Source organism: Streptomyces yunnanensis (assembly GCF_029011865.1).
Classification (GTDB): Bacteria; Actinomycetota; Actinomycetes; order Streptomycetales; family Streptomycetaceae; genus Streptomyces; species Streptomyces yunnanensis.
In genome coordinates, this window is record NZ_CP095749.1 from 9,448,742 (window position 1) to 9,473,391 (window position 24,650).

Consider the following 24,650-nt stretch of genomic DNA (forward strand, 5'->3'; position numbering starts at 1 on the left):
GGAACAGCCCGGCCGGCCACCGCACAACAGTCGCTCGCCCTGGGCACACTCGGTGGCTTGTGCATCGCGGTGAGCCTGGTCAGCGTCGTGGGCTACACGGCCAACCTCCTCACCGACGGCCACTTGCCGCCCAGGTCGGTCTCGGCCCCGAGCGTCGCCCTGGCCACCGGCGTCCTCGCGCTGCTGACCTGCGGGCTGCGGCGGGCCCGCCGGCTGCTGATCATGATCTGCTGCGGATTCACGGTCCTGAGCGTGGACCGGCTGGTGCACTCCGCACCGATGGACCACGCGGCCATGGGGTTCCTGCTGGCGGCATGCGCGTACGCCGTCCCGGCCTGGCCCGAGATGAAGGTGGTCCTCAGCCGGGGACGCGCCAGTGCCATGGTGGAGCGGCAGGAGCACCATGCGGGCCTGCTCGCGGGCGAGTTGCACGACGAAGTCCTCCAGTTGCTGGCACTGACCCAGCGGCGCCTCGACGCGGCCCGCGCACTGGACGACCCCGGTGCGCTGCGTGCGGCGATGGAGGACGCGTCCCGCACCCTCGACGAACAGGCCGGCACGCTGCGCCGCATCATCGCCACAGTGAGCCCGGCAGCCGTCCAAGGGATGGGGCTCGCCGAGTCGGTCACCTCCCTCGCCCGACAGGTCGCCGACGAGAACGGGCTCGTGGTGGACGTGGACGTCCAGGGCGACCGGCCCCATGCGTGTACAGGGGACAACGGCGTGAATCTTGCCGTCTACCGGGTCGCCCAGGAAGCGCTCACCAACGTGGTCAAGCATGCCGACGCCCGGCACATCACCCTTGCCCTCACATGCCGCGACGACGGCATCAGCCTCACCGTCACCGACGACGGACGCGGCCTCGGACCGAACCCGCCGAGAGCCACCGAGGGGTACGGCATGCAGGGCATGCGCTGGCGCTGCGAAGCGTACGGCGGCACATTCAGCGCCAGAACCGCCGGCGCCGCCGGCGCGGTCGTCCGGGCCGTGTTCCCCCTGCGCAACTGCCGGAAAACCCGGGCGTCCTAGCCGGCCTGCCGCGCCGGCGCCGGCCTGCCCCTGGCCCGCACAGGCCGGCCAGGGGCAGGATCGATCCGGCAAACGCTTCTTGCCCGTGTGCGCTCGCACGCCCGGCGACGCCTGGACCGCCGGGCTCCTGGGCGTCGGGAACAAGTCCCTGGACCACTTCGACACCATCCCGGGGATCGGGCGGCTCACTGCCGAGACCATCATCGCCGAAACCGGCGGGGGCAGGGTCCGCTGGCTCACAGCCAGGCGCCTGGCGTCATGGGCCGGGGTCCCAGACCGCGGGCGGGATCAGGCCGAGCGGCGTCGGCGGCGCAGGTGAAGGACCGCCGCGCCCGAAACCGCCAGGGCTGCCGCGCCGGAGGCGGCCGGGAGCCAGGAGCGGGAAGGTGCGGTGGCGGCCTGGTCCTCGGCGAGGGCGTAGCCGCCCGCGAGACCCTTGCGGTCGTAGGCCGAGCCGGGGAGCTTGTCGCCGTAGCGCCTGGCGACGAGTTGCTGGTACGCCGTGAGTGAGACGCGGGGCTTGCCTTGCAGGGCTGTCCGGGCTTCCTTGTTGAGCGGCTCGACGGAGCCGCTGCCGGTCAGCCGGTACCAACCGTGGATCTGCGGCTCCATGAAGGTCTGCGCCTGGTCCGTGCCACGCTCGGCGGCGCTGATGTCCGCGTCGCCGTCGCGGATGCCGGCCAGTTGCCAGGCATGGCCACCTTGCCCCGGGGCGAGCAGGACGGCGGCCTGACGGCCGTTGGCGGCCGAGACGCGGGAGGCGAGGTAGGACAGCCTCAGGGCCGCGCCGGCGGTGGCCTTGGTCTTGCCGGCGACGAACTCGGGCGACAGCTCGTAGAAGGGGACCGGCTTCTTGAGGTCGAAGCCGGGTGCGGCGGCAGGAGGCTGTGCGAGGCTGCGCGGGGCGCCGGCCGTGCCGCCGTCCGGGGTGTCGGCCGTGCTGCCGCCCGGGGCGCTGCGCTCGGCCGCAGCCGTCAGGAAGCGGGCGACGGTGTCGCGGAGCTGGCCGGAGCGCAGCACCTTCTGAGCGGCGGTGAAGTCGGTCGCCTCGGGGGTGGTGGGTCCGTCGGCAGCCTGCGCGGGAACGATTCCGCAGAGGGCGGCGACGGCAGTGGCGGCACACAGGGTGGCGGCGCGTCTGGTTGCATGGTGCACGATGGGTCGTTTCCTCTGGTCGTTCTAGCCGTGTATGCCGATGCGCGTGTGGGTCCACCGGAAGGAGTTGTTTCCGGAGTAGGTGGAGTAGTTCCACCAGGTGTAGGTCTTCGTGGTGGGCCAGGGGTCGCCGACCGCGATCATGTTGCTGGTGCTGTCGTAGCCGTAGATGACGTTCATGTGGCCGCCGCCGGAGTTCCAGCCGATACGGACGGCGAACGGGCGCCCGTTCGCGATCTCGGTCCGGGTCTCGCCGAAGGAAGCGTTGCGGTAGAGGTCGTTGCCACTGTTGCGGAAGCCCATGTTGCGGAGGCCGTTGGCCATGTCGCCGAGGGTGGCGGGGCGGTTGTTGCAGTCCAGCCGGTTGTTCTGGGCGGCCAGGCGGCAGAAGTCGTACTGGTTGTAGCGGGTGTAGCCCCAGAAGTTGGCTATGGTCAGGCCGGTGGCGTCCCAGCACCACTGGTCCTTGACCTGCTTCTGCATGCTGATGTCGAGGGCGTTCCGGCCGGTGGGATTGCCGGTGGGCTGGTCGGTGGGCTGGGTGGAGGTGCAGACCGGCAGCCTCCCGGTGTTCTCCCGGATGAACGCGTCGGCGATGTAGTACTTGCCGGACCAGATCCAGCGGGAGTTGTTCTCGACGACGTCGCCGGTGATACGGCAGGTCATCGGGATCTGGTCGCCGACCCAGGACTTTCCGGTGATGCCGGCCGAAAGTGATGGCTGGGAGCGCTGGTTGACGGTGCTGAAGTTGCCTCGCCCGCCGGTGACCGTGCCGGTGGCGCTGGCCTGGGCCTGGGGGGAGATGCCCAGCAGAAGTCCGCCGGACAGGACGGCGGCGCCGGTCGTGGCCAGAAGTGCCTTTTTGCGCCGTGACGTAGGGGCGGCGTGTGTGCGCGTCGATATGCGGGTTGATCTACGGAATCTGTGCATGGGGCTTCTTCTCTTGCTGATCAGTGCGGGCGGATACGGCCTCGCCGCAGCCAGAAGGCGGCGAGGCCGTTGCCGGTGAAGAACGCTCTTCGGGGACCGATCGGGCGGATCAGTACTGGATGGTGTGGTTGTAGAGGACGTTGCGGGCCTTCGCTCCGCTGTCCAGGCCGTACGCGGGCCGGTCGGTGAGGAAGTACTCACGGAAGGTGGACTGGCGCTCGCGGGACATCATGGTGTTGCTCTTCGTCCAGCCGCCGTCGACCTGGGACCACAGGTCGACCAGCGCGGTGGCGACCCGGGCCTCGCAGGCGTCGCCCCAGTCGATGCCGCGCGTGGTGCGGTCGTTGGCGAGGCTCATGGAGCTGCCGTTGCCCCACGTCATGACGGTGTCCTTGAAGGTGTGGAACGCCACGGCGTCGGCGAAGCCCTCGGTCCAGCCACAGGTGGTGGAGGAGGTGCGGTTGACGTAGTGGGGCGAGCAGTTGGTGACGTACGGCCACCATCCGTTGTAGAGCTTGCCCATGAGGGAGTGGCCGGCCTCGTGGACGGTGGTGTGGCCGGAGTCGGGGTCGTTGTCCGCGAGGTGGACCTTGTCGTCGCGGTTCGTCCAGTACGTACCGTCCTGGGAGCCCGGATACCACTGGACGGTGATCGGGGAGCAGCGGCCGTCCCTCTCGTTGCTCGTCCAGCAGGTGCTGGTCGAACCCCGGTCCCACCAGAGCTTGTTGAGGGTGTCGAAGGCATGCCAGGCACGGCTCTGGCCGCTGTTGGCGTAGACGGTGCCCAGGCTCTTGTTGCCCGAGACGTTGCTGAGGGCGTTCGAGGTGGTCGAGTAGCGGCGGTTGTATCCGTCGACGACCGACCACATGCTGCCGGCCTGGGTCTGGAACTCTGCCCAGACCTGGGAGGTGACGGAAGTGCTCGGCATGTAGCAGAGCTTGAACGTGCCATCTCCGTTGCCGGTCAGACCCGTGGCGAGCTTCTGCGTACTGCCGCCTGCGGTCGCCCTGCCCCAGAGGGTGACATTGGCGTTGCTGACCGGCAGATCCCGGTCGGCCTTGCGGTTCCAGCTACCGCCCTCGGAGGACTGGAAGCGGTTGCGCAGAGTGCCGCTGACGCAGACCGGGGCGTAGGGCTTGCCGGGGGCGGCGGCCTGTGGGGGAGTGCTCGGCGCGGCCGGGGCGGCGGCGCCCGGGCGTGCCGGGCGTTCGTGCGCCGTGGGCCCGCCGGCCGGAGTCGCGTCGGCCTTGGTCACGGACATGCCCGTGGTGGTGGAGCCCTTGGCCTTGCCGATGGTCAGTTCCACCGAGGCGTGACCGGCGCGGCGCGGATCGGGGCGGTCGATGTCGCTGATGTCCGCCTGGATCTGGGCGGGGCCTGCGGCGACGGCCTTGACCTCGAGCTGGAGGGTGCGGGTGCCCGGGGTGAGGGTCAGGGTCTGGCTGGTGCGCTGGCCGAAGAGGTCCGTCGTGGGAGTGGTGAGGGCGGGGTTCCGGTCGACGATCCGCAGGGCGGGCGGCAGTTGGAGGGAGAGGCCGGCGCGCTTGACGTCGGTCTGCGCCGTGACGGCCACGGTGAGGGTGGTCCGCTCGCCGATGGCGGGAAGGCGCTCGAGGGAGGCGGTGACGCCGAGACAGCTCGACGGCGCTTCGGATTTCACGTCCGCGGGGCGGACCGTGCAGCTGTCTGCCGGGGCGGGGGTGACCGCATAGGCGGACGGTAAGGCGATGGTGGCGATGCAGGCACCAATGCCGCCCGCTGCGACCAGCGCCGCGGGTCTCGGTATTCGTATTCGGAACATGGGTATGCCTTTCTGCGGCGTGCACGACGGGTCCGGTGCACGCCGATTCGAATCGTGGGGGGTGTGGGTGGGCGCTGCCGCGAATGTCAATCACTGGTAAACGGCAGTGCCTTGAGTGAAAACTCGCCGAGACTTTACGTCATGCGGATTGCGCATGTCACATTTGGCATAACAACTGCACGATGTGAAAGGCGAATAGACGCTATGTCACCTGCGATTTTGCGGTAAACCCGCAATAAATGAAGGACTTGGGGAGCGCGACCGGAACGCGTCGGCGCGACGGTCGGCCCGCCAGGATGGAAAAGCCGTTCAGTGACGTGACGGTTCCTCGGCGGGCCCCACGCTCGCACAGCCACCCACACGGCAACGGGGGCTCACCTCCCCGGCGTTGCCGTGTGGGCTGAGCGTCGGTGTGTCAGTGGTGCCGGGGCCCGCTGCCGCCGGACTGGTCCTTGTCACCCGGTTTCGTGTCGTCCTGCGAAGTGCCCGGCTGGGGGATACGTATGGCTCCCTTGCCGTGTGCGAGTTGCACCTCGCGCTGCACCTTGGGCATCGGCAGGCGCATCGCGAGCGCCGGTACGCCGCCGATCTTCAGATACGGCATGACCCAGCCCTCCAGGTCGACTCCCGCGAACAGCTTCCAGTCCACGTCGGCCGCGGCCTTGCCCTCGGTCGACCCGCTGGCACCGCCCCCGACCTCGGTGCGCACGTACGGCGCGGCGACGTCGCCCTTCACGCCCACGCTGCCGTAGAGGCCGAGGTTCGCCTCGGTGCCGAACCGGACCTTTGCGTTGACCGCGGCCGAGGCGCTCGCCTTCAGCGTCGCGGGCGTGAAGCCGACCTTGGCCTCGGGCTGCCATCCTTCGCGCAGACCGAACGCGGAGCCGAGGGCGAAGTCGCCCTTCACCGGGTCCTGTTGGACGTCCAGGCTCGCCTTGCCGTCGGCGTCGATCAGGACGTAGCAGGTGAGGTCGATGTTGACGGTGACCGGAAGTTCACCGATGTAGAAGGTCGGGTTGGCGTGCAGGACGACGAACGGCACCCGCACCGGCTTGCCGTTGGTCGTGGGGGCCGTCCGCCCCTTGAAGTGGAATCCCGAGGACCAGTCACCGCTCAGCCGCAGGCCGGCCCCCGACGGGCCGTCACCGGAACCGCGGCCGTAGTAGTTGAAGTCGACCTCGGGCGCGAGCTGGACGAAGCCCTTGAGCGACGCCTTGGTGGGGCTTTCCACCCCTGCCCCCTTCGCGTCCTTCTCCGTGTCGACCGTGGTGTCGACGTCGACGCGCAGGCTGCCGAAGGGCAGTTTGAGGCCCTCGGGTCCGGCGTGGACGTTGCCGCGCTTGGCCCAGGAGAACTTCACTCCCGGGACGAGCGAATCGGCCTTGAAGCCGGATGGGTCGACGGGCAGCTTGTTCTTGACCTTGACGTCGCCCAGCACCGTGGAGAGATCGACCGGGGCGGTACGGACCTCGGTGCCCTTCGAGGTCTTCTTCTCCACCTTCGTGACCTTGGCCAGGACGCCCTTGGGCGCGCCGGGCACGGGTTTGCTGGCGACGATGTCGCCCACGGCGACGGGCTTCTTCGCCGCAGGCGTCGCCGACGCCCCCGGCGTACCGGACGCGCTCGGGGTGGCCCGCGCGACGGGCTGGGAGATGACGGCGCGCCCGCTGTTCCGGTCGATGGAGTCGACCTTCACCGCCGACTTCTGCGCCTTGATGCCGCCGCCTGCCGGAATGGCCACCGCGCTGGGCTCGGCTCCCTTGGGGGAGGGTTCGTCGCGGCTGAAGTCGATCTTGGGGCGAGGGCTGTTCTCTCTGGTGTTCGCCGCCTCGTCCGAGGCGTTGGTGGAGCCGCTTCCCCATGACGAGCAGCCGGCCAGGGCGAGTGAGAGGGAGGTGAGCAGCACTGGTGCCAGTGCCGCTCTTCTGCGGAGGTTGCGCATAGTGGATCCTCGTGGATTGGTGTGAGGGGTCTGTTTTCCCTGCAAGAGGGCGGGAACATGTCACGTCAGGGCATGGGCGGAACCTCTCGTTCGGCAGGGCCGGCGGGTCACTTCGCCCCCGCCGCCAGGGCTTCGAGGTGCACGGCCGCGGCCGTGGCGCCCCCCGCGGCGCGGAACGACGCGCGCACCCTCCCGGCCGCCTCCCGGCAGTCGGGCTCGCTGAGGACGGTGTCCAGCGCCGCGCCCAGGGTTTCGGCAGTCACCCGGTTGAACCGGACCCGTACGCCCGCCCCGGCGTCCGTCACCTGGGCGGCGACGGCGGGCTGGTCGTCCCGGATGGGTGCGACGACCAGAGGGAGGCCGTACCACAGCGCCTCGCACACGGTGTTGTGCCCGCCGTGGCAGATCACCGCGTCGCACCGTTCCAGCAGGGCCAGTTGAGGAACGCGTGGCCGGACCAGCACCCGGTCGGCGAACTCCGGCACCGTGCCCGTCGGGTCGACGATCACCGCCTGCGCCCGGTCCGGCCGTCCACGCACCGCCTCGGCACACGCGGTGAGGAAGCGGGGCGCCGCCTCGGCGTTGGCCGTGCCGAGGGTGATCAGCACGGTGGGCGTCCGGGGGACGAGCCGGTGCCAGGGGAAGTCGTCCGCGGTCGGCCGGGCGGCGAGCGACGGGCCGACGAACCGGACCTGTTCGCCGGCGGACGGGACCGGCCCGGCCAGGGCCTCGGTGCTGAAGGCCAGCACCAGCCGGTCGGACAGTCGGGGGTCCGCGGTGTTCGAAGGGTCGCCGATCCGCCGCCGCAGCTCACCGATCAGCCCGGCGATCCAGGAGTCGACCTTCGGCAGGCCGGACAGCGAGGTGAAGCCCGCCGTGGTGGTCGCCGAGGTGGCCCACACCAGCCCCAGCCGCTCGGCCACGAGGCCGCCGGCGACGGCCTGCTGATCGGCCACCAGGACGTCCGGCCGGAACTCGCCAATGGCCGCCCGCACTCCGGGCGCCATGTGCTCGGCGAGCGGCCCGAGGAACCGCTCCCACAGGAACTTCAGCGCCGCCGGGCCGCGGAGCGAGGGCGGCCGCAGCAGGGCGGGGTCGGCCAGGTCCGGGGAAGAACACCGGAACACGGTCGCGCCGTGGCCCACCAGCGGTCCCACGACCTCCGGCAGACCGGCCCAGGCCACCTGATGCCCGCGCCGGACCAGCGCGGCGGCGACGCCGACCGTGGGGTTGACGTGCCCGGCCAGGGGCGGCACCACGAAGAGGAAGCGGCTCACCGGATCACGTCCCCGGCTGCCGGCAGGGCGTGTGCGCGCGGATCCACCCGAGGATCAGGTCACCGGTCAGCTCCGTGGCGCCGACCAGGACCCAGTGCTCCTGGTCCGGCACCACGACGGTGCGGCATCGCGGCAGCAGTGACCGGAACCAGTCCGCCTGTGCGGCGAGTTCGGACTCGGCCCCGTAGAGGGCCAGCACCGGGCAGTCCACCGCGCGGACGGCGTCCTCGTCGAGCACCTGGCTGGCGGGGACGTCCCGCACCGTGGTGGTGGAGTGCAGCAGCCGGGCGGCCGACCGGATGCGCTTGGTCACGTGCTTGCCGTGCTTCTCGACGAGTTCCTCGAAGAGGCCGTCGCGGGCGAGCTCCTCCGCCCCGCGCGCGAGGTTGTCCGCCATCTTGCGGGACCAGGCGCCGGTGGCCGGCTCCGACTCGATCATCGAGACGCTGGCCACCCGGCCGCGATGCCGCGCCGCGTGGCCGAACGCGATGGTGCCGCCGTAGGAGTTGCCCACCAGGTGCACGGGGCCCACCGGGTCCAGCCGGTCGAGCAGGGCCTCCAGGTCGTCGAGGTGGTCCTCCAACCGGTAGCCGGCCGACGGCCGTTCGCTGAGGCCCTGCCCCCGCAGGTCGTACATGATCACGTCGATCCCGGCGGCGGCGAACCTGGGCGCCAGGGTGAAGTAGTAGCTGATGAGGCTGTCGATGAGCATCCCGTGGATGAGCACCACGGTGGGCGGCGGGGCCGTGCCGGTCGTCGTCCGCGCGGGCATCCGTTCCACGTGTACCGCAAGGCCGTTGGCGTCGATCATGGCCATGGGTCACCGCTCCTCGGCGGCCCGCAGGCAGCCGGTGATGTGCTCGACGAGCTGTCCGACCGTCAGGTCGATGATCTCCTCCAGCCCGAGCCCGGCCAGGTACTCGGCGAAGTTCACCAGCTCCCCGTAGCGCGCCTGGAGGTGGCCGCCGAGGGTGACCAGGTCGATGCTCTCCAGGTCCAGGTCGTCGTGGAACCGGGTGTCCATGGTGATCCCGGCGTCCACCACGCCCCCGTACTCGCCGAGGACGGCGTGGAGCATGCCGCCCACCTCCTCGAACACAGCCTCCTCGAACACGGCCTTGGGGGTCGCGGCGGTCGGCGCCGCCTGACTGCTGTTCACTTGGATGCTCCTCGCGTTGCCGGTCCAGCGCACTCCGCGGACCTGTGGTTCCGGCCGGGGGTCCGGGGGTTGTCCCCCGGGGAAACGCAGTACTGCCGACTCTCCTGTCGTTCGTCTTCCGGCCGGGCGTCCCCGGGGGCCGGACCCGTGGTCCACGCGACCACGTACTCCCTCTCCGGCAGGCCCTGCGGGTTGGTGACGGTGCGGCAGCGCACCGGGTACCGGCGGCCACTCACGGCCACCACCAGGGCGTCCGCCCGTGCCTCGGTCACGGCGAAGTCCTTCGGCCGTCCCCGCAGCCCGGTGCCCTCGGCCTTGGACACCGCCTCCTTCGCCGCCCAGAACCGGGTGAACCACAGCGGCTGCGGTTCACCGGTCCGGAAGCACAGCGCGACGAGGAGCTCGCGTTCGGCGGGGCCGAGGGCGGTGGCCAGGGTCCCCGGGGGCCGGTGGGCGACTTCCTCGACGTCGATGCCGACCGGCGCAGGGAGCCCGTCCGTGCCGCGCGGCCGGACCAGTGCGACCGCGGCCTCGGCCCGGTGCGCCAGCGAGACGTCGAGGGCGGGCAGGACCCGGCCGTGCACACCGGTCACCCGCGGTCGGCCGGACGCGTCGTTGTCCACCCGGATCTCGGCGGGGAAGACCGGCCCTTCGCCGTGCTCCCACAGCCACCGGCGGACCGCGTCCTTGGCCGCGATGCGGCCGAGCAGCCACTGGCGGCGGCCGGACGGCGGGCGCCGCTCATGGTCCTCGCGCTCGGCGGTGCCCAGGTGCCGCCGCATCACGAGGTCGCGGGACGCGAGGTCGTGGCACCCGTCGAACAGGAGCATCCAGCCGCCCGGTTGCACCGCGGAGAGGGCGTGCTGCTCGGGGAACCGTTCCTGCGCCTTGGTGTCCGTGCGGCTGTCGAACCGGTGGTCCTGCCAGCCGCCGATCTCCGCCCAGACATGGCCGTCCATGAGCAGCTGCACGTCCGCCCCCACCGTGGCGTCGGTGACCGAGACGATCCTGATGAGGCACTCGACCCGGGTGCCGGGCGACGGGTGCGGGCCGAAGAACCGGATGTGCCGCACGCGGACGGGGAACACCAGGGTCCGCTCGGTCAGGGTGGTGAGGATCCAGTAGCCGAGCAGCTGCCCCACGCTGTCGAGCAGGGCGCCCGGCGCGGACGGCGCGGTGAGCACGCCGCGCACATGCGCGTCGCCGACCGCCGTCAGCTCGGTGACGCCCTGGAACGCCGGGCCGTGGAACATCCAGCGGTCCCGGTACAGTTGCCCGGCCGTGATCCCGGGGGCCCGTTCCTCCTCGGGGGCCCACCGCCAGGGCCGGGGCGCGCCGCCGGGGTACCGGTCCGCGAGTTCCACCTCGCCGTGCGCGTACGCGCCGAACGTCACACCGGCCCGGCCGGTCCCGCACGTCTCGACGGTCACGGGCACGTCGACGGCGGGGGCCGCGGCCACCCAGCGGTTCAGCCGCACCTCGTGCACCGCCACCGCGGTCGCCCCGGGCCGGGCCCGTTCGGCGTGCTCCATCATGTGGTGCACCACGGTCGTGGCCGGGACGACCGGCCACCGGTCGGCCTCGTCGGGCCAGCCGGGGCGCTGTGCGAAGAAGCAGTGGTCGCGCAGGTACGGCATGGTGTCCGTGGACACCCGCAGCAGGGTGCGGACCGTGGACGCCGCCGCGGCGCGGGACACCGCGACGGCCACCTCGGCGGTGTCCTTCAGCAGGGCCCGAAGCTCGGCGTCCAGCGGTGATCCGTCCGGGACGGGCGGCACCGCGCCGGAGTCCGTTCCCTGCCGGGCGGCGAGCGCCGAGCGCACCGCGGCCACCGTCTCCCGGTCCAGGGACACCAGCTTCCCGCCCAGGTCCAGCCGCGCGGGCGGCATCCGGCCGGCGTGGCCGCCACCGTCCACCGAGACCCCGGTGGACGGGTCGCCGCCGACCGTCCACAGCGCCGTGGCGACCCGGAGCAGCTGCGCCATCCCACCCCGGTGCGGGGAGTTGGCCGACACCACGAGGTGGGGGAGTCCGCGCAGGATGTTCTCGACGAGCGAGCCCACCTGGCCCGTACCGGCCTGGACGAAGACCCGGAAGCCGGCCGTGTACATGGCCTCGATCAGCGGGCGGAAGCGGACGGGCTCCAGCAGGTGGCGCACGAAGAGCTCCCGTACCTGGTCCTCGGTGCCCGGGTACTCCGCGGCGGTGGTCGCCGACCAGACGGGCACGGTCGGCCGGCGCAGCTCGAACAGGCCCGCGTAGTGCCGGATCTGGCCGAGGTAGGGGGCCAGCATCGGGGTGTGGAAGCCCGAGCGGAACGGCAGGACCTGCCCGATGACGCCGCGTTGCCGGAAGTGCCTTACCAGGTCCTTCACTTGGCCGGGCGGGCCGCAGACCATCGACTGCTCCGGAGCGTTGTCGTGCGACAGCACCACATCGGGACGGTCGGCGAGCACGGCGGTGACCTGCTCGGCCGGTGCGCCCAGCGCGGCGAAGGACAGCCCGGCCACCCGCACCTGGTCCGGGTCGAAGGAGCGGGTGAACTCGTCGACCGCGTCCCCGGCGTACAGCCCGGCGGTGGCCATGGCCGTCCACTCGCCGATGCTGTGGCCCGCGACGGCGTCGGGCACGATGTCCATCCGGCGCAGCGCGGCATCCAGCACCCGCCCCACGGCGATGACCGAGGCCCCGTGCCGTCCGACGTCCGCCACATCGGCCCCGGACCCGCCGAACCCCGTGGGCAGCAGCGCCGCGAGGCCGAACCGTTCGACGACGTCGCCGATCCGGGGTCTGAACTCGGCCTCCAGACCGGGGAAGACGAAGGCCAGCCGCCCGCCCGCAGAGCCGCCGAGCAGCGGCTCCGGGGAGAACCACACATCGCCGCGCCCGCGCCAGGGAGCGCCCTTGGCCACCGCTTTCCGAGCCAGGGCGAGGCGCTTGGCGTCCGGGGCGACGACGCCCAGCCGGGCGCGCCCGTCGTGGGAGGGCCGTCGTGCGCGGACGGCGGCGTCCTCGGCGTCCAGCAGCGCGGCGAGCTCCTCCGAGGTGTCGGCGGCCAGCCGCAGCACCTGTTCCGGTTCGCGGACCTCCACCGCCGGACGGTCCGGGCGGCATTCCGGACTGGGGACCGCTTCGATCACCACATGGGCGTTGATGCCGCCGAAGCCGAAGGCGTTGACGCCCGCCCGCCGGGTCCGCCCGTCGCCGGTCTCCCAGTCCCGCGCCGCGGCGATCGTCCGGAAGCGGGTACGGGCCAGGGCCGGGTGCGGCTCCTCGCAGTGGAGGGTCGGCGGCAGTACGCCGTGGTGCACCGCGAGCGCGGCCTTGACGAGACCGGCCACGCCGGCGGCCGGCATGGTGTGCCCGATCATCGACTTCACCGACCCGAGCACGGGCCGGTCCTTGCCGTCGGACGGGCCGAACACCTCGGCCAGGGTGGCCAGTTCGGCCGCGTCCCCCGAGGGGGTGGCGGTCCCGTGCGCCTCCAGCAGCCCGACCGACCCCGGTGCGGCGGGATCCAGCCCCGCCTCGCGCCAGGCCGCCCGTACCGCCTTCACCTGGCCCGAGGGGTCGGGGTTGACGAGGCTGCCGCTGCGGCCGTCGCTGGCCACGCCGGTGCCGCGGACGACGGCGTAGACGCGGTCGCCGTCGCGCAGCGCGTCGGAGAGGCGCTTGAGGGCCACCACGCCGGTGCCCTCGCCGATCAACAGGCCGTCCGCGTCCCGGTGGAACGGGCGGATCCGCTGGCTCGGCGACATCGCGCGCAGCCGGGAGAACAGGGACCACAGTGTGATGTCGTGACAGTGGTGGACCCCGCCCGCCAGCACCAGATCGCAGCGGCCCGAGGCCAGTTCGCCGACCGCCTGGTCGACCGCGACCAGCGAGGACGCGCAGGCGGCGTCCACCGTGTACGCCGGGCCGCGCAGGTCGAGCCGGTTGGCCACCCGGGAGGCGGTCAGGTTGGGCACCAGGTTGATCGCCTGCTCGGGCTCGTCCGGTCCCAGCTGCCGCGTGTACGCCCGCCGGACCCGCTCCAGCAGGGCGGCGTCCAGTTCGGGCAGCAACTCCGCGAGGGTGCACACCAGTTGGTTGGACGTCTGGACGGACTGGGTGCCCCGCGCCATCCCGGGGGACAGATAGCCGCCCCGGCCCAGAATCACCCCGATCCGGTCCCGGTCCGGCAGCCGTGCCTCGCCGCCCGCGTCGGAGATGGCCTCGGCGGCCACGTGCAGCGCGATGAGCTGTTCCGGCTCGGTGCCGGGCACCGAGTTGGGCATGATCCCGAACCGGGTCGCCTCCACCTCGGCCAGCTCGTCGACGAATCCGCCGCGACGGCAGTACACCCGGTCCGAGCGGCCGCCGGCGGCCGCCGGGTCGTAGAAGGAGGGGTCCCAGCGCCCGGACGGGACCTCGGCGATCGCGTCGGTTCCGGCCGTCAGATTGCGCCAGTACGTCGCGAGGTCCGGCGCGCCGGGGAAGAGGACCGCCATGCCGACGATGGCGACGGCGGGCCGGCCGGACGGCGTGTGATGCGTGCTCATTCTCACCAGCCCGTTGCGGTGTAGACCACGGCGTCGGCCGATTCCTCGCCCCAGGCGAGCTCGCGCAGCAGGCACAGCGCCCCCTCCTCGGGGTCGATGAGTCCGACGCCGCGCCGCGCGTACTCCCGGGCGAGCTCGGGGGTCACCATGCCCGCGTGCTCCCCGTCCGGCGCCCAGGGCCCCCAGTGCACCGTCAGCGTGCGGGATTTGGACTTCTCCGCCCACCGGCCACCGAGGGACTGCAGGGCGTCGTTGGCGGCCGCGTAGTCCGCCTGGCCGCGGTTGCCGAGAACGGCCGCGACGCTGCCGAAGAACACGACGAACCGGGGAGTTCGCGGCAGCTCGTCCAGCGCCGCCAGCAGGGTGCGCGCGCCGTCGACCTTGGTGGTGTAGACCCGGCGGAAGGAGTCGGGGTCCTTCTCGGCCAGGACCCGGTCCTCGATGATCCCGGCCGCATACACCACGCCGTCCAGCCGGCCGTGTTCGGCGTGGACGTCCGCCACCAGGCGGCGCACCGCCTCGGGGTCCCGGACGTCCACCGTGTGGTAGCGCACCGGGCTGCCCAGGTCCCGCAGCGTGCCGAGGGTGCGGCGGACCTCCCGCCGGGCCAGGATCTCCGAGACCTCCCGTTCGATCCCGGCCGGGGAGCGTTCCCCCTGTTTCGAGAGGACGCCGTCGGCCAGGGCGGCCCGCAGCGCGGCCCGGTCCGGCGCCTGCCGGGTGGCCGCGCCCTCGGGGGCGTCCGGCAGGTCGGTCCGGCCGGCCAGTTCGATCCGGCAGCGGGAGGCCGCCGCCAGCGTCGCGGCGACCCGGGCGGAGATGCCCCGGGCCCCGCCGATCAGCAGCACCACCGAGTCCCGGTGCAGGCCGATGGCGGCCGCCTCGGCCGTACCGTCCCCGGCCGGGCCCGCGCCGCGGTCGCCCAGGGCGCCGAGGCCGGCGGCCGCGGTTTCGAGACCGGACCGGACGCCGTCCGGCGACCGCAGCACCACCGGGGCCGGCTCCTCGGCCGTCAACTCGCCCACCAGCGCGGCTGCCATCTCGGCGGCCGTCAGCTGCGGGGCCAGCTCGACGAACCGGGCGAGGGTGTCCGGGTACTCCCGCGCGACGGTCCGGAACATGCCCCGCAGCCCGTCCGCCCGTCCGCCGGTCCCGGCGTGGACTTCCGCGTCGGCGGCGGGCGCGGCCGCGAGCAGCCAGCGCGGCCCGCACCGCAGCGCGGCCTGGAACACCGGGAAGGACTCGGGCAGCAGCGGCCCGCCGCCGTCCTGCGACAGCGCCTCCAGGTGGAACACCCCGTCCAGCGGGCCGTCCGCGTCCGTGAGCACGTGGTCCGACGGCAGGGCGACCGCCTCCGCGCCGCGGGCGCCCAGCAGCGCGGCCAGCGCGTCCGGCACCGGTCCAGCCCCGCCCAGCAGGGCGAACCGTGTCCCCTCCAGCACCGCGAAGTCCCCGTCGGGGGACGGGAGACGGAGGCTGCGCAGCACCAGCCTGCCGGGCGCCTCGCCGGTGACGACCGGACCGGGATCCTCCGCAGGGGCGGGGATCCGCTGCGCGGGAGTCGTTCCTCCGCCGGGCAGCCGCTCCTCCAGCAGCCCGGCGATACCGGACGCCGTGCGGGCCTTGGAGACCGCTTCCAGCTCCGCGTCGTCGAGCCGGGGCAGCTCCGTCCCGCCGGCGCCGAAGCCCAGGCGTGCGGCCAGCTCGCCGACGATCTCGACCCGTTTGATCGAGTCGATGCTCAGGTCGGCCTCCAGGTCGAGACCGGGCTCGATCATGTCAAGGGGATAGCCGGTGCGTTCGCTGATGATGTCCAGGACGGTCGCCAGCACGTTCGCCGGTGCCGTGGGTGCCGCCGCCGGGGACATCACGGGACCGGCAACGGGAGCGGGCTCCGCCGCGGCCGGCGGGAGCACACCCGGCCGGAGCGCGCCTGGTGGGAGCACAGTCGGCACCGGCGTCGGTGCGACCGGCGGCACATCCGCCGCCCCGCCGAGATACGTCAGCAGCACGTCGCGCTGCGCCGCAACCAACTCCCGGCTGGTGCGCAGGAATTCATGGACCATCCGGTCACGGTCGTCCGCCGTGTCACCGTCCTGGGCCCGGATCACTGTCATCTCCTCCATCGGTATGCGTCGGGCGGGTGCGAGCGAGCCGGGCAGCAGGCCGCCGTCCCGGGTGCGTGTCAGCTGCCCGTTGACGGTCCAGCCGGGTGCCGCGGGGCAGGTTCCCGGGACGGCTTCGACGCTGTCGCGCCCGCGGTGTGTCCAGCCGGTACGGACGGGGACGCCGGCGACGGCGAGCCGGGCGAGCAGGCCCAGGAAGCCGCGCAGTCCGGGGCCTTCGGGCCCCTCGCACCCCGCCGCGGTGTGCGGACGGTCGCCGAGGATCCGGCCCACCAGGCCCGTCAGCACCGAACCCGGCCCGGCCTCCACGAAGATCCGGACGCCGGCCTCGTACATCTGCTCGATCTGCTGCGCGAAGCGCACGGGGGAACCGATCTGGGCCGCCAACTCGGCCCGTATCCCGTCCGGATGACCGGGATGGACGGCGGCCGTCCGGTTCGCCCACACCGGTATCTCCGGTACGGTCACGTGCCGGGTGGCGAGAACCTCGGCGAACCGCTCACCGGCCGGAGCCACCAGGGGACTGTGGAAGGCGCATGCCACCGGCACGGTCTTGGCGCCCACGCCCCGCTCGCGCAGGCGGCGCACCGCCGCCCCGACCTCCTCGACGGGACCGGAAATCACGGTCTGCCGCGGTGCGTTGTGGTTCGCGACCACCACCCGTCCGGCCAGCCCGGCCGCCCGCAGCTCCTCGGCGACGTCCTGGTGTCCGGCCGCCACGGCGGCCATGGTCCCCGGCTCCGCGCCGGCGGCGGCCAGGATCGCCTCCGCGCGCGCCGCGCTTAGCTCCAGCAGCGTCTCCGCGTCGAACGCCCCGGCCGCGCACAGCGCGACCAGTTCGCCGTAGCTGTGCCCGGCCACCGTCGCGGGCCTGACGCCGGCCCGGCCCAGCAGCTCGGACACGGTCAGCCCCATGACGCCCAGCGCGGGCTGGGCGGTCCTGGTGTCGGTGACCCGGGCCCGCCGTGCCTCCTCGGTAGCGGGGTCGAAGGCGGTCGGCGGGAAGATGACGTCCGCCCACGCGCCGCCGGCCCGCAGATACCGCTGGACCTCCGGGAAGGCGATGAACAACTCGGCCAGCATGTCCGGCCGTTGGCTCCCCTGGCCGGGGAAGAGGAACGCCAACTCGCCGTCCGAGCCGTCCGACCTATCCGGTCCGTCCGGCCCTGCACCGTAGACCCCCGTCCGGGGATCGTGCTCGCCCTCCCAGGCCCGCCCCAGCAGCCCGGGCAACTCGTCCAGGTCACGGGCCACGACCGCCGCCCAGGCCGGCTTCCTGGACGCGTCGGCGCGCCGGGCGGCGCTCAGCGCCAGGTCGCGCAGCCGCCAGGAACGGCCCTGCCGGTCGTTCTCCGCGATCAGCTCCAGCAGTCGGCCGATCTCCCGGGTGGCCTCCGCCCGGTCGGCGCCGTGGAAGACGAACAGCTCCGCCGGCCAGGCGTCGAGCCCGTGCCGGGGCGGCGGTCCAGCCTCGTGCCCGCGCAGCACCACGTGGAAATTGGTGCCGCCGAAGCCGAACGCGCTGACCCCGGCGACCCGCTCACCGGGCGCGGCCGCCCACGGGCGGGCGACGGTGTGGAAGGCGAACGGGCTGCTCTCCGCCTCCCAGGCCGGGTTGGGCCGGGTCAGCTGCGCCGTGGGCGGCCTGACCCCGGTGTGCAGGGCCAGGGCCGTCTTGATCAGGCCGGCCAGTCCGGCCGCGCACTTGGTGTGCCCGATCTGGGACTTCACCGAGCCGAGCGCGCATCCGCCCGGCGCCGCCCCGGCCTCGGTGAACACCTCGGTGAGCGTGGTGAGTTCGGTACGGTCGCCGACCACCGTCCCGGTGCCGTGCGCCTCCAGCAGGCCGACCTCGGCCGGGGAGATTCCGGCGTGGCGGTAGGCCCGTTCCAGCGCCGCCCGCTGGCCCTCCGGGCGGGGTGCCGTCAGTCCCAGGGACCTGCCGTCGCTCGAACTTCCGACGCCCTTGACGACCGCGTAGACGCGGTCGCCGTCCCGCTCCGCGTCCGTCAGCCGCTTGAGGACGATGCAGGCGACGCCCTCGCCGAGCGCGATACCGTCCGCCGCGCTGTCGAAGGTGCGGGAGCGGCCGGTCGGCGACAGCGCGTGCACCGAGGAGAACAGCACATAGTCGTTGATCCCGTTGTGCAGGTCCGCGCCTCCGCACAGGACGAGGTCGCTGGTGCCGGCGGACAGTTCCTTGCACGCCACGTCCACCGCGGCCAGCGAGGAGGCGCAGGCCGCGTCCACGGTGAAGTTCGCGCCGCCGAGGTCGAGCCGGTTGGCGATCCGCCCGGCGATGACGTTGGCCAGCATGCCCGGGAACGAGTCCTCGGTCAGCCGCGGGAGTTGCTCGTCCAGCCCGGGGGGCAGTTCCCCCGCGTAGGCGGGGAGCACCGTGCGCACGGTGGTGGCGTTCGACAGGTCGCTGCCCGCCTCGGCCCCGAACACGACCGAGGCCCTGGAGCGGTCGAAGGGGCGCTCCTCGTAGCCGGCGTCGTGCAGCGCCTGCCGCGCGGCCTCCAGCGCGAGCAGCTGCACCGGCTCGATGCTGCCGAGCGAGGACGGCGGGATGCCGTAGCGCAGCGGGTCGAAGGGGATGTCCGGCAGGAAGCCGCCCCACTTCGACGCCGTGCGGGCGCCGTCTGCATCGGGCGCGTAGTGCAGCTCCGGGTCCCAGCGCTCCGGTGGCACCTCGCCGACCGCGTCGATGCCCGCGACCACGTTCGCCCAGTAGGCGGCCAGGTCCGGCGCGCCGGGGAACATGCAGGCCATGCCGACCACGGCGATGTCGAGCGGGTCCGGGACGCGCTCCGGGGCGTCCTGAGGGAACCCCTCGCGCAGCCGCCGGGCACGCGCGGCGAAGAAGCCGGCGGCCTCCGCGCTGACGGCGGCGTGCAGTTCGGGGACGGTGGTGGCCGCGGACCGCAGCACGGCCACCTGGCCGGCCATGAACATGCCCTCGGTCAGCTGCCGGGACTCGTCCACCTCCGTGAGCGACTCACCGGTCCGCTCCACGCCCTTGCTGGCGATCCTCAGCCGCCCGACGTTGAGCTGTTCCAGCCGCTCCCATGCCTGCCGCTCCGGGACGCCCCGCTCCCGCAACTCCTCCTTGGCGCCGCGGAATTCGTCGGTGAACGGGCTGCTCACGCAGCGCGTGACATGCCCGGGTGCGGTCTCCAGCAGTTCGGTCCGCCGTGCCGCCAGGACCTGCCGCTGGAAGGACGGCCGCACGGCACCCCGGTCCACCGCCTCCTCGGTGAACAGGTACGCGGTGCCCATGAGCAGTCCGACGGCCACTCCGCGGGCGGTCAGCGGCGCGGCGAGCGCGGCCACCATCGCGGCCGACCGTTTGTCGTGCACGCCGCCGGCGAAGAACACCCGCAGCTCCGCGGGGTCCGCGCCCTCGACCGTGTCCAGGAACTCCTCCAGTACCTCGGCCTGTGCCTCCCACAGTGCGAAGCTGCTCCGCGGTCCGACGTGGCCGCCGCACTCCGAGCCCTCGAAGACGAACTTGCGCGCGCCCGCGTCCAGGAACTGCCGGAGCAGCCCGGGCGAGGGCACATGCAGGAAGGCGTCGACGCCTGCTGCCTCCAGCTCGGCCGCCTGCGCGGGCCGACCGCCCGCGATGACGGCGCAGGAGGGCCTGATCTTCCGGACGAGCTCCAGCTGCGCCGTCTTGACCTGCGCTGGTGCGAAGCCGAGGATGCCCACGCCCCAGGGGCGTCCGCCCAGTTCGTCGCGGGTCTGCTCCAGCAGGGTCCGGGTCTCCACCGGCCCGGCGAGGGCCAGCGCGAGGAACGGCAGCCCGCCGTGGCCGGCGACGGTGGCGGCGAACCCGGCTCGGTCGCTGACCCTGGTCATGGGCCCCTGGGCGATGGGCAGCGCAGTGCCCAGCGCGCGGCTCATCGGGGATCTGCGGAGCAGCGCGTCCGCGGCGGCGTCGTCGCGCACGGCCTCCCGGATGGCGGCGGTGACACCGCGGACGGCCGTGCCCACATCGCCCCAGCGCCGCGCGAACGAGGAAGCCAGGAATCCGTCCTGGCCCACAGGGAGCAGCCGGGTCCGGGGATCGTCCGCGCCCAGCAGCCGGGCGACTTCGCCGGGCTCGTCCGGCAGGGGCGGTGCGTCCGGTCCCCGGCGGCGCAGCACCCGGTGGCCGGCGGCCACCACGGTCTCCGAGCCGTCCATGGCCCGGACGGCAGTCGCCGCCTCCTCCGGGACGCCGGATTCGTCGAGCAGCGCCAGCTGGGTGTCCAGGACGACCCCTGCCGCACCGCCGACGACGGCGGCCGCGGCGGTGTGCGGCCCGATGCCCCCGCAGGCCCAGACGGGCAGGCCGAGCTCCGGGTCCGCCACCAGCTGCTGGAGGAGGACGAAGGTGCTCAGCTCGCCGACCCGTCCGGCGGCCTCGTTCCCCCGGGCGACGAGACCGTGCGCCCCAGCGCGCGCGGCCGCGAGGGCCTCCTCGTAGCCGGTGACCTCGGCCAGGACGCGATGCCGGCCGGCAGCGAGGTCGCCCGGGGTCAACCCGGCGTCCGCGTCGAGCAACACGGTGTGCACGCCCCCGTCGGCCGCCAGGTCCTCCGGCCCGAGTGCGCATCCCGCCCCGACGCGCACTCCGAAGGGGCCCGGCACCCATTGCCGCACCAGTCGGAGGGCCGCGCGGGCCGCGCGGCGGCGGCCCCTTCCGAGATCGAGCACGCCCAGACCGCCGGCCCGGCAGACCGCCGCTACCAGACGTGGATCGGGTTCGCCGAACGGGCTGACGCCCAGGATTATTTCTGTGGACACGGGCACTCCGGGAGGCAAGAGGGTCGTTCGGGAGCACCGGGAACGCGCGGGAGCGCCGGGCGTCCCAGGGCCGGAGGGACGCCGCGATCGGTGCCGGTGAGATGAGTCGAGAGGTGTGCGACGGTCAGCAGTCGCCACGAAGAGAAAGCGGCCCAACTTCCCCGGTGGGCCTGGCTGGATCATTGCACGACGGAATGCGAATGGAATAGTCCGTTCAGCGCTGTCCCGTGAATGGCGTACATCACATCCGCGATCGGGTCAGTATTGGTTGCGGGAAACCCGCAAGGAGATTGCGGTAGGCCCGCAACAGGTGCGGAATTACCGCAGAATTAGTCCGTACCAGCCGCGACGAGTGGCTCAACTCTGCTGGAAACATTGGTAGTTGACTTCCTGTCAGATCAGAGTTGAATTCCGTTCGGAAATTCCTCCGAATCCGGGGTTGTTATTCCGGATCTTTGTGCGAGGATTCCTGCTGTCCGGCTCGAAAAGGGCCGGATGGAGAAAGGAGTCCTGTGAAATCACTGACGCTCAGATCTGCTGCCGGGATGGTCGCCTCCCTGGCGGTGTCGGCCGCGCTGGTGCCGACGTCCACCGCGGGGGCTGCGGCCCGGCCCGGGGGCATGGACAGGGCGACGGCCCAATCCTTCGGCCGTATCGCGGGTGTCGTGCTCACCGGCCGTACGGCGGCGATCGTCGACGGGAAGGCGCAGGGGCACACCACCCCGCCGCCCACGAAGAAGGTGCGCCTTTCCTCCGCGATGGCGCGTTCGGAGAAGTCCGTGGTGGCCTCGCTGCACCAGCGTAAGAAGAAGCTCAAGGCCCTGGGTGAGGCGTACTCCGCCGGCGACACCCGGGTCGCGGTGGACCGGACCGGCGTCGACGGCAAGAAAGCCACGGTGCGGGTGACCGAGACCACGCAGCTGACCTACCAGAAGATCCGGGGTGACGAGCCGGGCACCACCGGCTTCCAGGCCCACCACGAGCTGAGCTTCGCCGCCGCCGGCAACGGGGCGTGGGAGCTGACCGGCATCAAGGCTCTGGACGAGATGCCGCAGATCAACGCACCCGCACCCACGGCGCCCGAGGTGAAGGCCGCAGCGGGCGCGGGCGACATGCCGAACGCACCCGAGGCGAGTGTCTGGCCGTTCCCCAAGCGGCTGCCGAAGGACACGAAGACCGGCCTCGACTACAAGGCGATGGCCGACTACGCCGAGAAGTACTGGAAGAACTACAACCCGGCCTACCGGTCGTACCCCCTGGGGACCGGCGGGGACTGCACGAACTTCGTCAGCCAGGCGTTGAAGGCGGGCGGTTGGAAGCACGCCCCCGGCAAGGCCGGTGACTACACGAAGTGGTGGTACGGGTCCGACACCCAGTCGGATTCCTGGACCGGCGTCAACGAGTGGTCCTGGTTCGCGCAGAACTCGCATCGGGTGAAGCCGCTGAAGTACGCCTACCAGATGGAGGTCGGGGACGTCCTCCAGGCGGACTTCGACCGTGACGGGTCCAAGGACCACACGATGCTGGTGACCTACCGCGACGCTCTCGGCACCCCCTATCTGACGTACCACTCCTTCGACACCTACCGGCGGTCGATGCTGAGCCTCTCGGTGATGCTGCCGTTCACCAAGTGGTACGCGTACCGCACCTGATGCGTACGGCGGGCGGCGTGGTGGTCCTGGTGACCGGGACCACCCTCATGCTCGGGCTGCTGTCGGGCTGCGGATCCGGTGAGGACGGGGCCGGGAAGAGGACCGCGTTCCCTCCCTCCGCCCGTCCCTCGTCCGCCCCTCCGTCCGTTTCACCGACCCCCGCCCCGTCCGGGGCGAAGACGGTGAACCCGCAGGAGAAGCGGGGCGGAAAGGTACGGATCCTGGGCGACGGTTCGACGTCCTCCACCGGCCCGCAGCCGCACCAGCCCAAGCCGGTGAAGCTCAAACCGGGCGAGAAGCCACCACAGTTCGTGGTGTTCTCCTGGGACGGCGCCCTCCAGGGCGACGAAGAGCAGTTCTCGCACTTCCGTGAGGTCGCCAAGGAGAACAACGCGCAGATGACGTTCTTCCTCACCGGGACCTATCTGCTGCCCAAGTCAATGGCGTCGAAATACCGACCACCGCAGCACAAACGCGGCGAAATGGCGATCTCGTACGCCACCGACCAGCACATCAGGGACACCCTGGAACAGCTGCGCGGCGCCTGGCTGGAGGGCAATGAGATCGGCACGCACTTCAACGGGCACTTCTGCGGCGCCAAGGGAGGCGGCGACTGGAGCGTCGCCGAGTGGAAGAGCGAGATCGAGCAGTCCTACTCCTTCGTCGAGAACTGGAAGACCAATACCGGATACAAGGACCTTCCCCCACTGCCCTTCGACTACCGGAAGGAGCTGGCCGGCGGCCGGGCTCCCTGCCTGGAGGGCCAGAAGAACCTGCTGAAGGCCGCCAAGTCCTTCGGCTGGCGCTATGACGCCAGTTCGCCGGGCGACTTCCAGATCTGGCCGTCCAAGAACGACGGCATCTGGAACTTCCCGCTGCAACTCGTCCCTTACCCCGGGACCGAGCGGCAGGTCCTCTCCATGGACTTCAACTTCCTCTACAACCAGTCCGGCGACAGCACCCAGGGCGATCCGGCCAAGTACGAGCAGTGGCGCAAGCTGACCAGGGACAGCTATCTCAACGGTTTCGAACGCGTCTACCACGGCAGCCGCGCGCCGCTGTTCATCGGCAACCACTTCGAGGACTGGAACGGCGGCATCTATCTGAAGGCCGTCGAGGACGTCGTGAAGTCGGTGTGCAAACGCGACGGCGTGCGCTGCGTGACCTTCAAGCAGCTCACCGACTGGCTGGACGTCCAGGACCCCCAGGTCCTGTCGAAGATGCGCGAGTTGGACCCGGCACAGTCCCCGGACTGGAAGTCCCTGGTCAAGTAACTCCCCTCCCCCTGCCCAACCCCCCACCACCCTGTGAGGTACCCCCATGCCCCCGCACAAGAGATCGTTCCGCGCCCTCGCCTGCACCGCCTCGGCGCTGGCCCTGGCCGTGACGGCAGGCACCGCCTCCGCGTCCGCGGCCCCGGCCCCGGCTGATGCGAAGGTCGGGAAGATCGTCACCAGCGGCTGGAACAACTGGTCCTGCAAGCCGTCCGCCGCCCATCCCAACCCCGTCGTCCTCCTCCACGGCACCTGGGCCAACCAGCTGGACACCTGGTTCCTCCTGGCTCCGGAACTGGCTGCCCAGGGCTACTGCGTCTACTCCCTCGACTACGGCAAGTTGCCCTACATGCCGGGGTTCAACGGCCAGGGGCCGATAGTCAAGTCGGCAGGAGAGGTGTCCGATTTCGTGGACAAGGTCCTCAAGTCCACGGGTACGAAGAAGGTGGACATCGTCGGTCACTCCCAAGGCGGCGGCCCCCTGCCCCGCTACTACTTGGAGTTCATGAACGGCGCCGCCAAGGTCGACAAGCTCATCGGCCTGGCTCCGGACAACCACGGCGCGACCGCCTCCGGGCTGGGCACCCTCGCGCGCAAGGTTCCCGGCGTGAGCAAGGTGCTGTCCCTTGCCGTCCCCGGCGTGGAGGACCAGATCGTCGGCTCCGAGTTCCTGAAGAAGCTGAACTCCAAGCCGGACACCGTGCCCGGAGTGACGTACACGGTGATCTCGACCAAGTACGACGAGATCGCCACGCCCTACAAGTCGCAGCAGCTCTCGGGCCCGAACGTGCGCAACGTCGTGGTCCAGGACCTGTGCAAGCTCGACGTCTCCGAGCACATTGCGCTGGGCCTGGTCGACCGCATCGCCTTCCACGAGGTGAAGAACGCGCTCGACCCGACGCACGCGACCCCCACCACCTGCGCCTCCGCCGTCAGCTGACCTCGTCGGCCGGCACAAGTCGGTTCCCTC

General features: G+C 72.0%; 14 protein-coding genes. 5 read left to right on the top strand and 9 right to left on the bottom strand.

Features of this window, described 5'->3' with window-relative positions; genetic code table 11:
* The first annotated feature begins 57 nt into the window (after window positions 1-57).
* Window positions 58-1,029 carry a sensor histidine kinase gene (locus MOV08_RS41625; protein WP_275311381.1) on the top strand — a complete coding sequence of 324 codons (972 nt, stop codon included), beginning with the start codon at window positions 58-60 and terminating at the stop codon, window positions 1,027-1,029.
* Between the two features lie 85 nt (window positions 1,030-1,114).
* A complete protein-coding gene (locus MOV08_RS44305; RefSeq protein ID WP_420834262.1) occupies window positions 1,115-1,348 on the top strand; it encodes a transposase in 234 nt (77 codons plus the stop codon).
* On the opposite strand, the gene MOV08_RS41630 is transcribed toward MOV08_RS44305, so the two are convergent.
* From MOV08_RS41630 to MOV08_RS41670, 9 genes are all read right to left on the bottom strand, one after another.
* Window positions 1,318-2,184 carry a hypothetical protein gene (locus MOV08_RS41630; RefSeq protein WP_275311382.1) on the bottom strand — a complete coding sequence of 289 codons (867 nt, stop codon included), beginning with the start codon at window positions 2,182-2,184 and terminating at the stop codon, window positions 1,318-1,320. The genes MOV08_RS44305 and MOV08_RS41630 overlap by 31 nt on opposite strands.
* 24 nt (window positions 2,185-2,208) lie before the next feature.
* Window positions 2,209-3,114, bottom strand: coding sequence for a papain-like cysteine protease family protein (locus MOV08_RS41635; RefSeq protein ID WP_275311383.1), 906 nt, complete (start codon window positions 3,112-3,114; stop codon window positions 2,209-2,211).
* 109 nt (window positions 3,115-3,223) lie between these two features.
* Window positions 3,224-4,915 (bottom strand): mycolysin, encoded by a 1,692-nt coding sequence (locus tag MOV08_RS41640; RefSeq protein ID WP_275311384.1) that lies wholly within the window; start codon window positions 4,913-4,915, stop codon window positions 3,224-3,226.
* Between the two features lie 415 nt (window positions 4,916-5,330).
* The gene (locus tag MOV08_RS41645; RefSeq protein ID WP_275311385.1) at window positions 5,331-6,857 is read right to left on the bottom strand and encodes a hypothetical protein; all 1,527 of its coding nucleotides are present in this window, start codon (window positions 6,855-6,857) and stop codon (window positions 5,331-5,333) included.
* 107 nt (window positions 6,858-6,964) lie between these two features.
* Window positions 6,965-8,134 carry a glycosyltransferase gene (locus tag MOV08_RS41650; protein WP_275311386.1) on the bottom strand — a complete coding sequence of 390 codons (1,170 nt, stop codon included), beginning with the start codon at window positions 8,132-8,134 and terminating at the stop codon, window positions 6,965-6,967.
* 4 nt (window positions 8,135-8,138) lie between these two features.
* A complete protein-coding gene (locus MOV08_RS41655) occupies window positions 8,139-8,951 on the bottom strand; it encodes an alpha/beta fold hydrolase (RefSeq protein WP_275311387.1) in 813 nt (270 codons plus the stop codon).
* 3 nt (window positions 8,952-8,954) lie between these two features.
* Window positions 8,955-9,212, bottom strand: a complete 258-nt coding sequence (locus MOV08_RS41660; RefSeq protein ID WP_239010425.1) for an acyl carrier protein — start codon at window positions 9,210-9,212, stop codon at window positions 8,955-8,957.
* Between the two features lie 77 nt (window positions 9,213-9,289).
* Entirely contained in the window at window positions 9,290-13,834 is a 4,545-nt protein-coding gene (locus MOV08_RS41665) for a type I polyketide synthase (RefSeq protein ID WP_275311388.1), read from the bottom strand.
* A 2-nt stretch (window positions 13,835-13,836) separates the two neighbouring features.
* Window positions 13,837-20,754 carry a type I polyketide synthase gene (locus tag MOV08_RS41670; RefSeq protein ID WP_275311389.1) on the bottom strand — a complete coding sequence of 2,306 codons (6,918 nt, stop codon included), beginning with the start codon at window positions 20,752-20,754 and terminating at the stop codon, window positions 13,837-13,839.
* Between the two features lie 512 nt (window positions 20,755-21,266).
* Here MOV08_RS41670 and MOV08_RS41675 point away from each other — a divergent pair.
* The 3 genes from MOV08_RS41675 to MOV08_RS41685 are packed head-to-tail and all read left to right on the top strand — an operon-like array spanning window position 21,267 to window position 24,620.
* The gene (locus tag MOV08_RS41675; RefSeq protein ID WP_275311390.1) at window positions 21,267-22,406 is read left to right on the top strand and encodes an amidase domain-containing protein; all 1,140 of its coding nucleotides are present in this window, start codon (window positions 21,267-21,269) and stop codon (window positions 22,404-22,406) included.
* Window positions 22,406-23,680, top strand: coding sequence for a polysaccharide deacetylase family protein (locus MOV08_RS41680; RefSeq protein ID WP_420834324.1), 1,275 nt, complete (start codon window positions 22,406-22,408; stop codon window positions 23,678-23,680). Before MOV08_RS41675 ends, MOV08_RS41680 begins: the two co-directional genes overlap by 1 nt.
* 46 nt (window positions 23,681-23,726) lie before the next feature.
* A complete protein-coding gene (locus tag MOV08_RS41685; RefSeq protein WP_275311392.1) occupies window positions 23,727-24,620 on the top strand; it encodes an esterase/lipase family protein in 894 nt (297 codons plus the stop codon).
* Window positions 24,621-24,650 lie beyond the last annotated feature (30 nt).

What these genes read in the sequence shown, in the direction of transcription:
- MOV08_RS41685 (WP_275311392.1), top strand. Translation starts at nt 23,727, where the DNA reads ATGCCCCCGCACAAGAGATCGTTCCGCGCCCTCGCCTGCACCGCCTCG.
- MOV08_RS41645 (WP_275311385.1), bottom strand. Translation starts at nt 6,857, where the DNA reads ATGCGCAACCTCCGCAGAAGAGCGGCACTGGCACCAGTGCTGCTCACC.
- MOV08_RS41655 (WP_275311387.1), bottom strand. Translation starts at nt 8,951, where the DNA reads ATGGCCATGATCGACGCCAACGGCCTTGCGGTACACGTGGAACGGATG.
- MOV08_RS41660 (WP_239010425.1), bottom strand. Translation starts at nt 9,212, where the DNA reads ATGCTCCACGCCGTCCTCGGCGAGTACGGGGGCGTGGTGGACGCCGGG.
- MOV08_RS41635 (WP_275311383.1), bottom strand. Translation starts at nt 3,114, where the DNA reads ATGCACAGATTCCGTAGATCAACCCGCATATCGACGCGCACACACGCC.
- MOV08_RS41640 (WP_275311384.1), bottom strand. Translation starts at nt 4,915, where the DNA reads ATGTTCCGAATACGAATACCGAGACCCGCGGCGCTGGTCGCAGCGGGC.
- MOV08_RS41680 (WP_420834324.1), top strand. Translation starts at nt 22,406, where the DNA reads ATGCGTACGGCGGGCGGCGTGGTGGTCCTGGTGACCGGGACCACCCTC.
- MOV08_RS41665 (WP_275311388.1), bottom strand. Translation starts at nt 13,834, where the DNA reads ATGAGCACGCATCACACGCCGTCCGGCCGGCCCGCCGTCGCCATCGTC.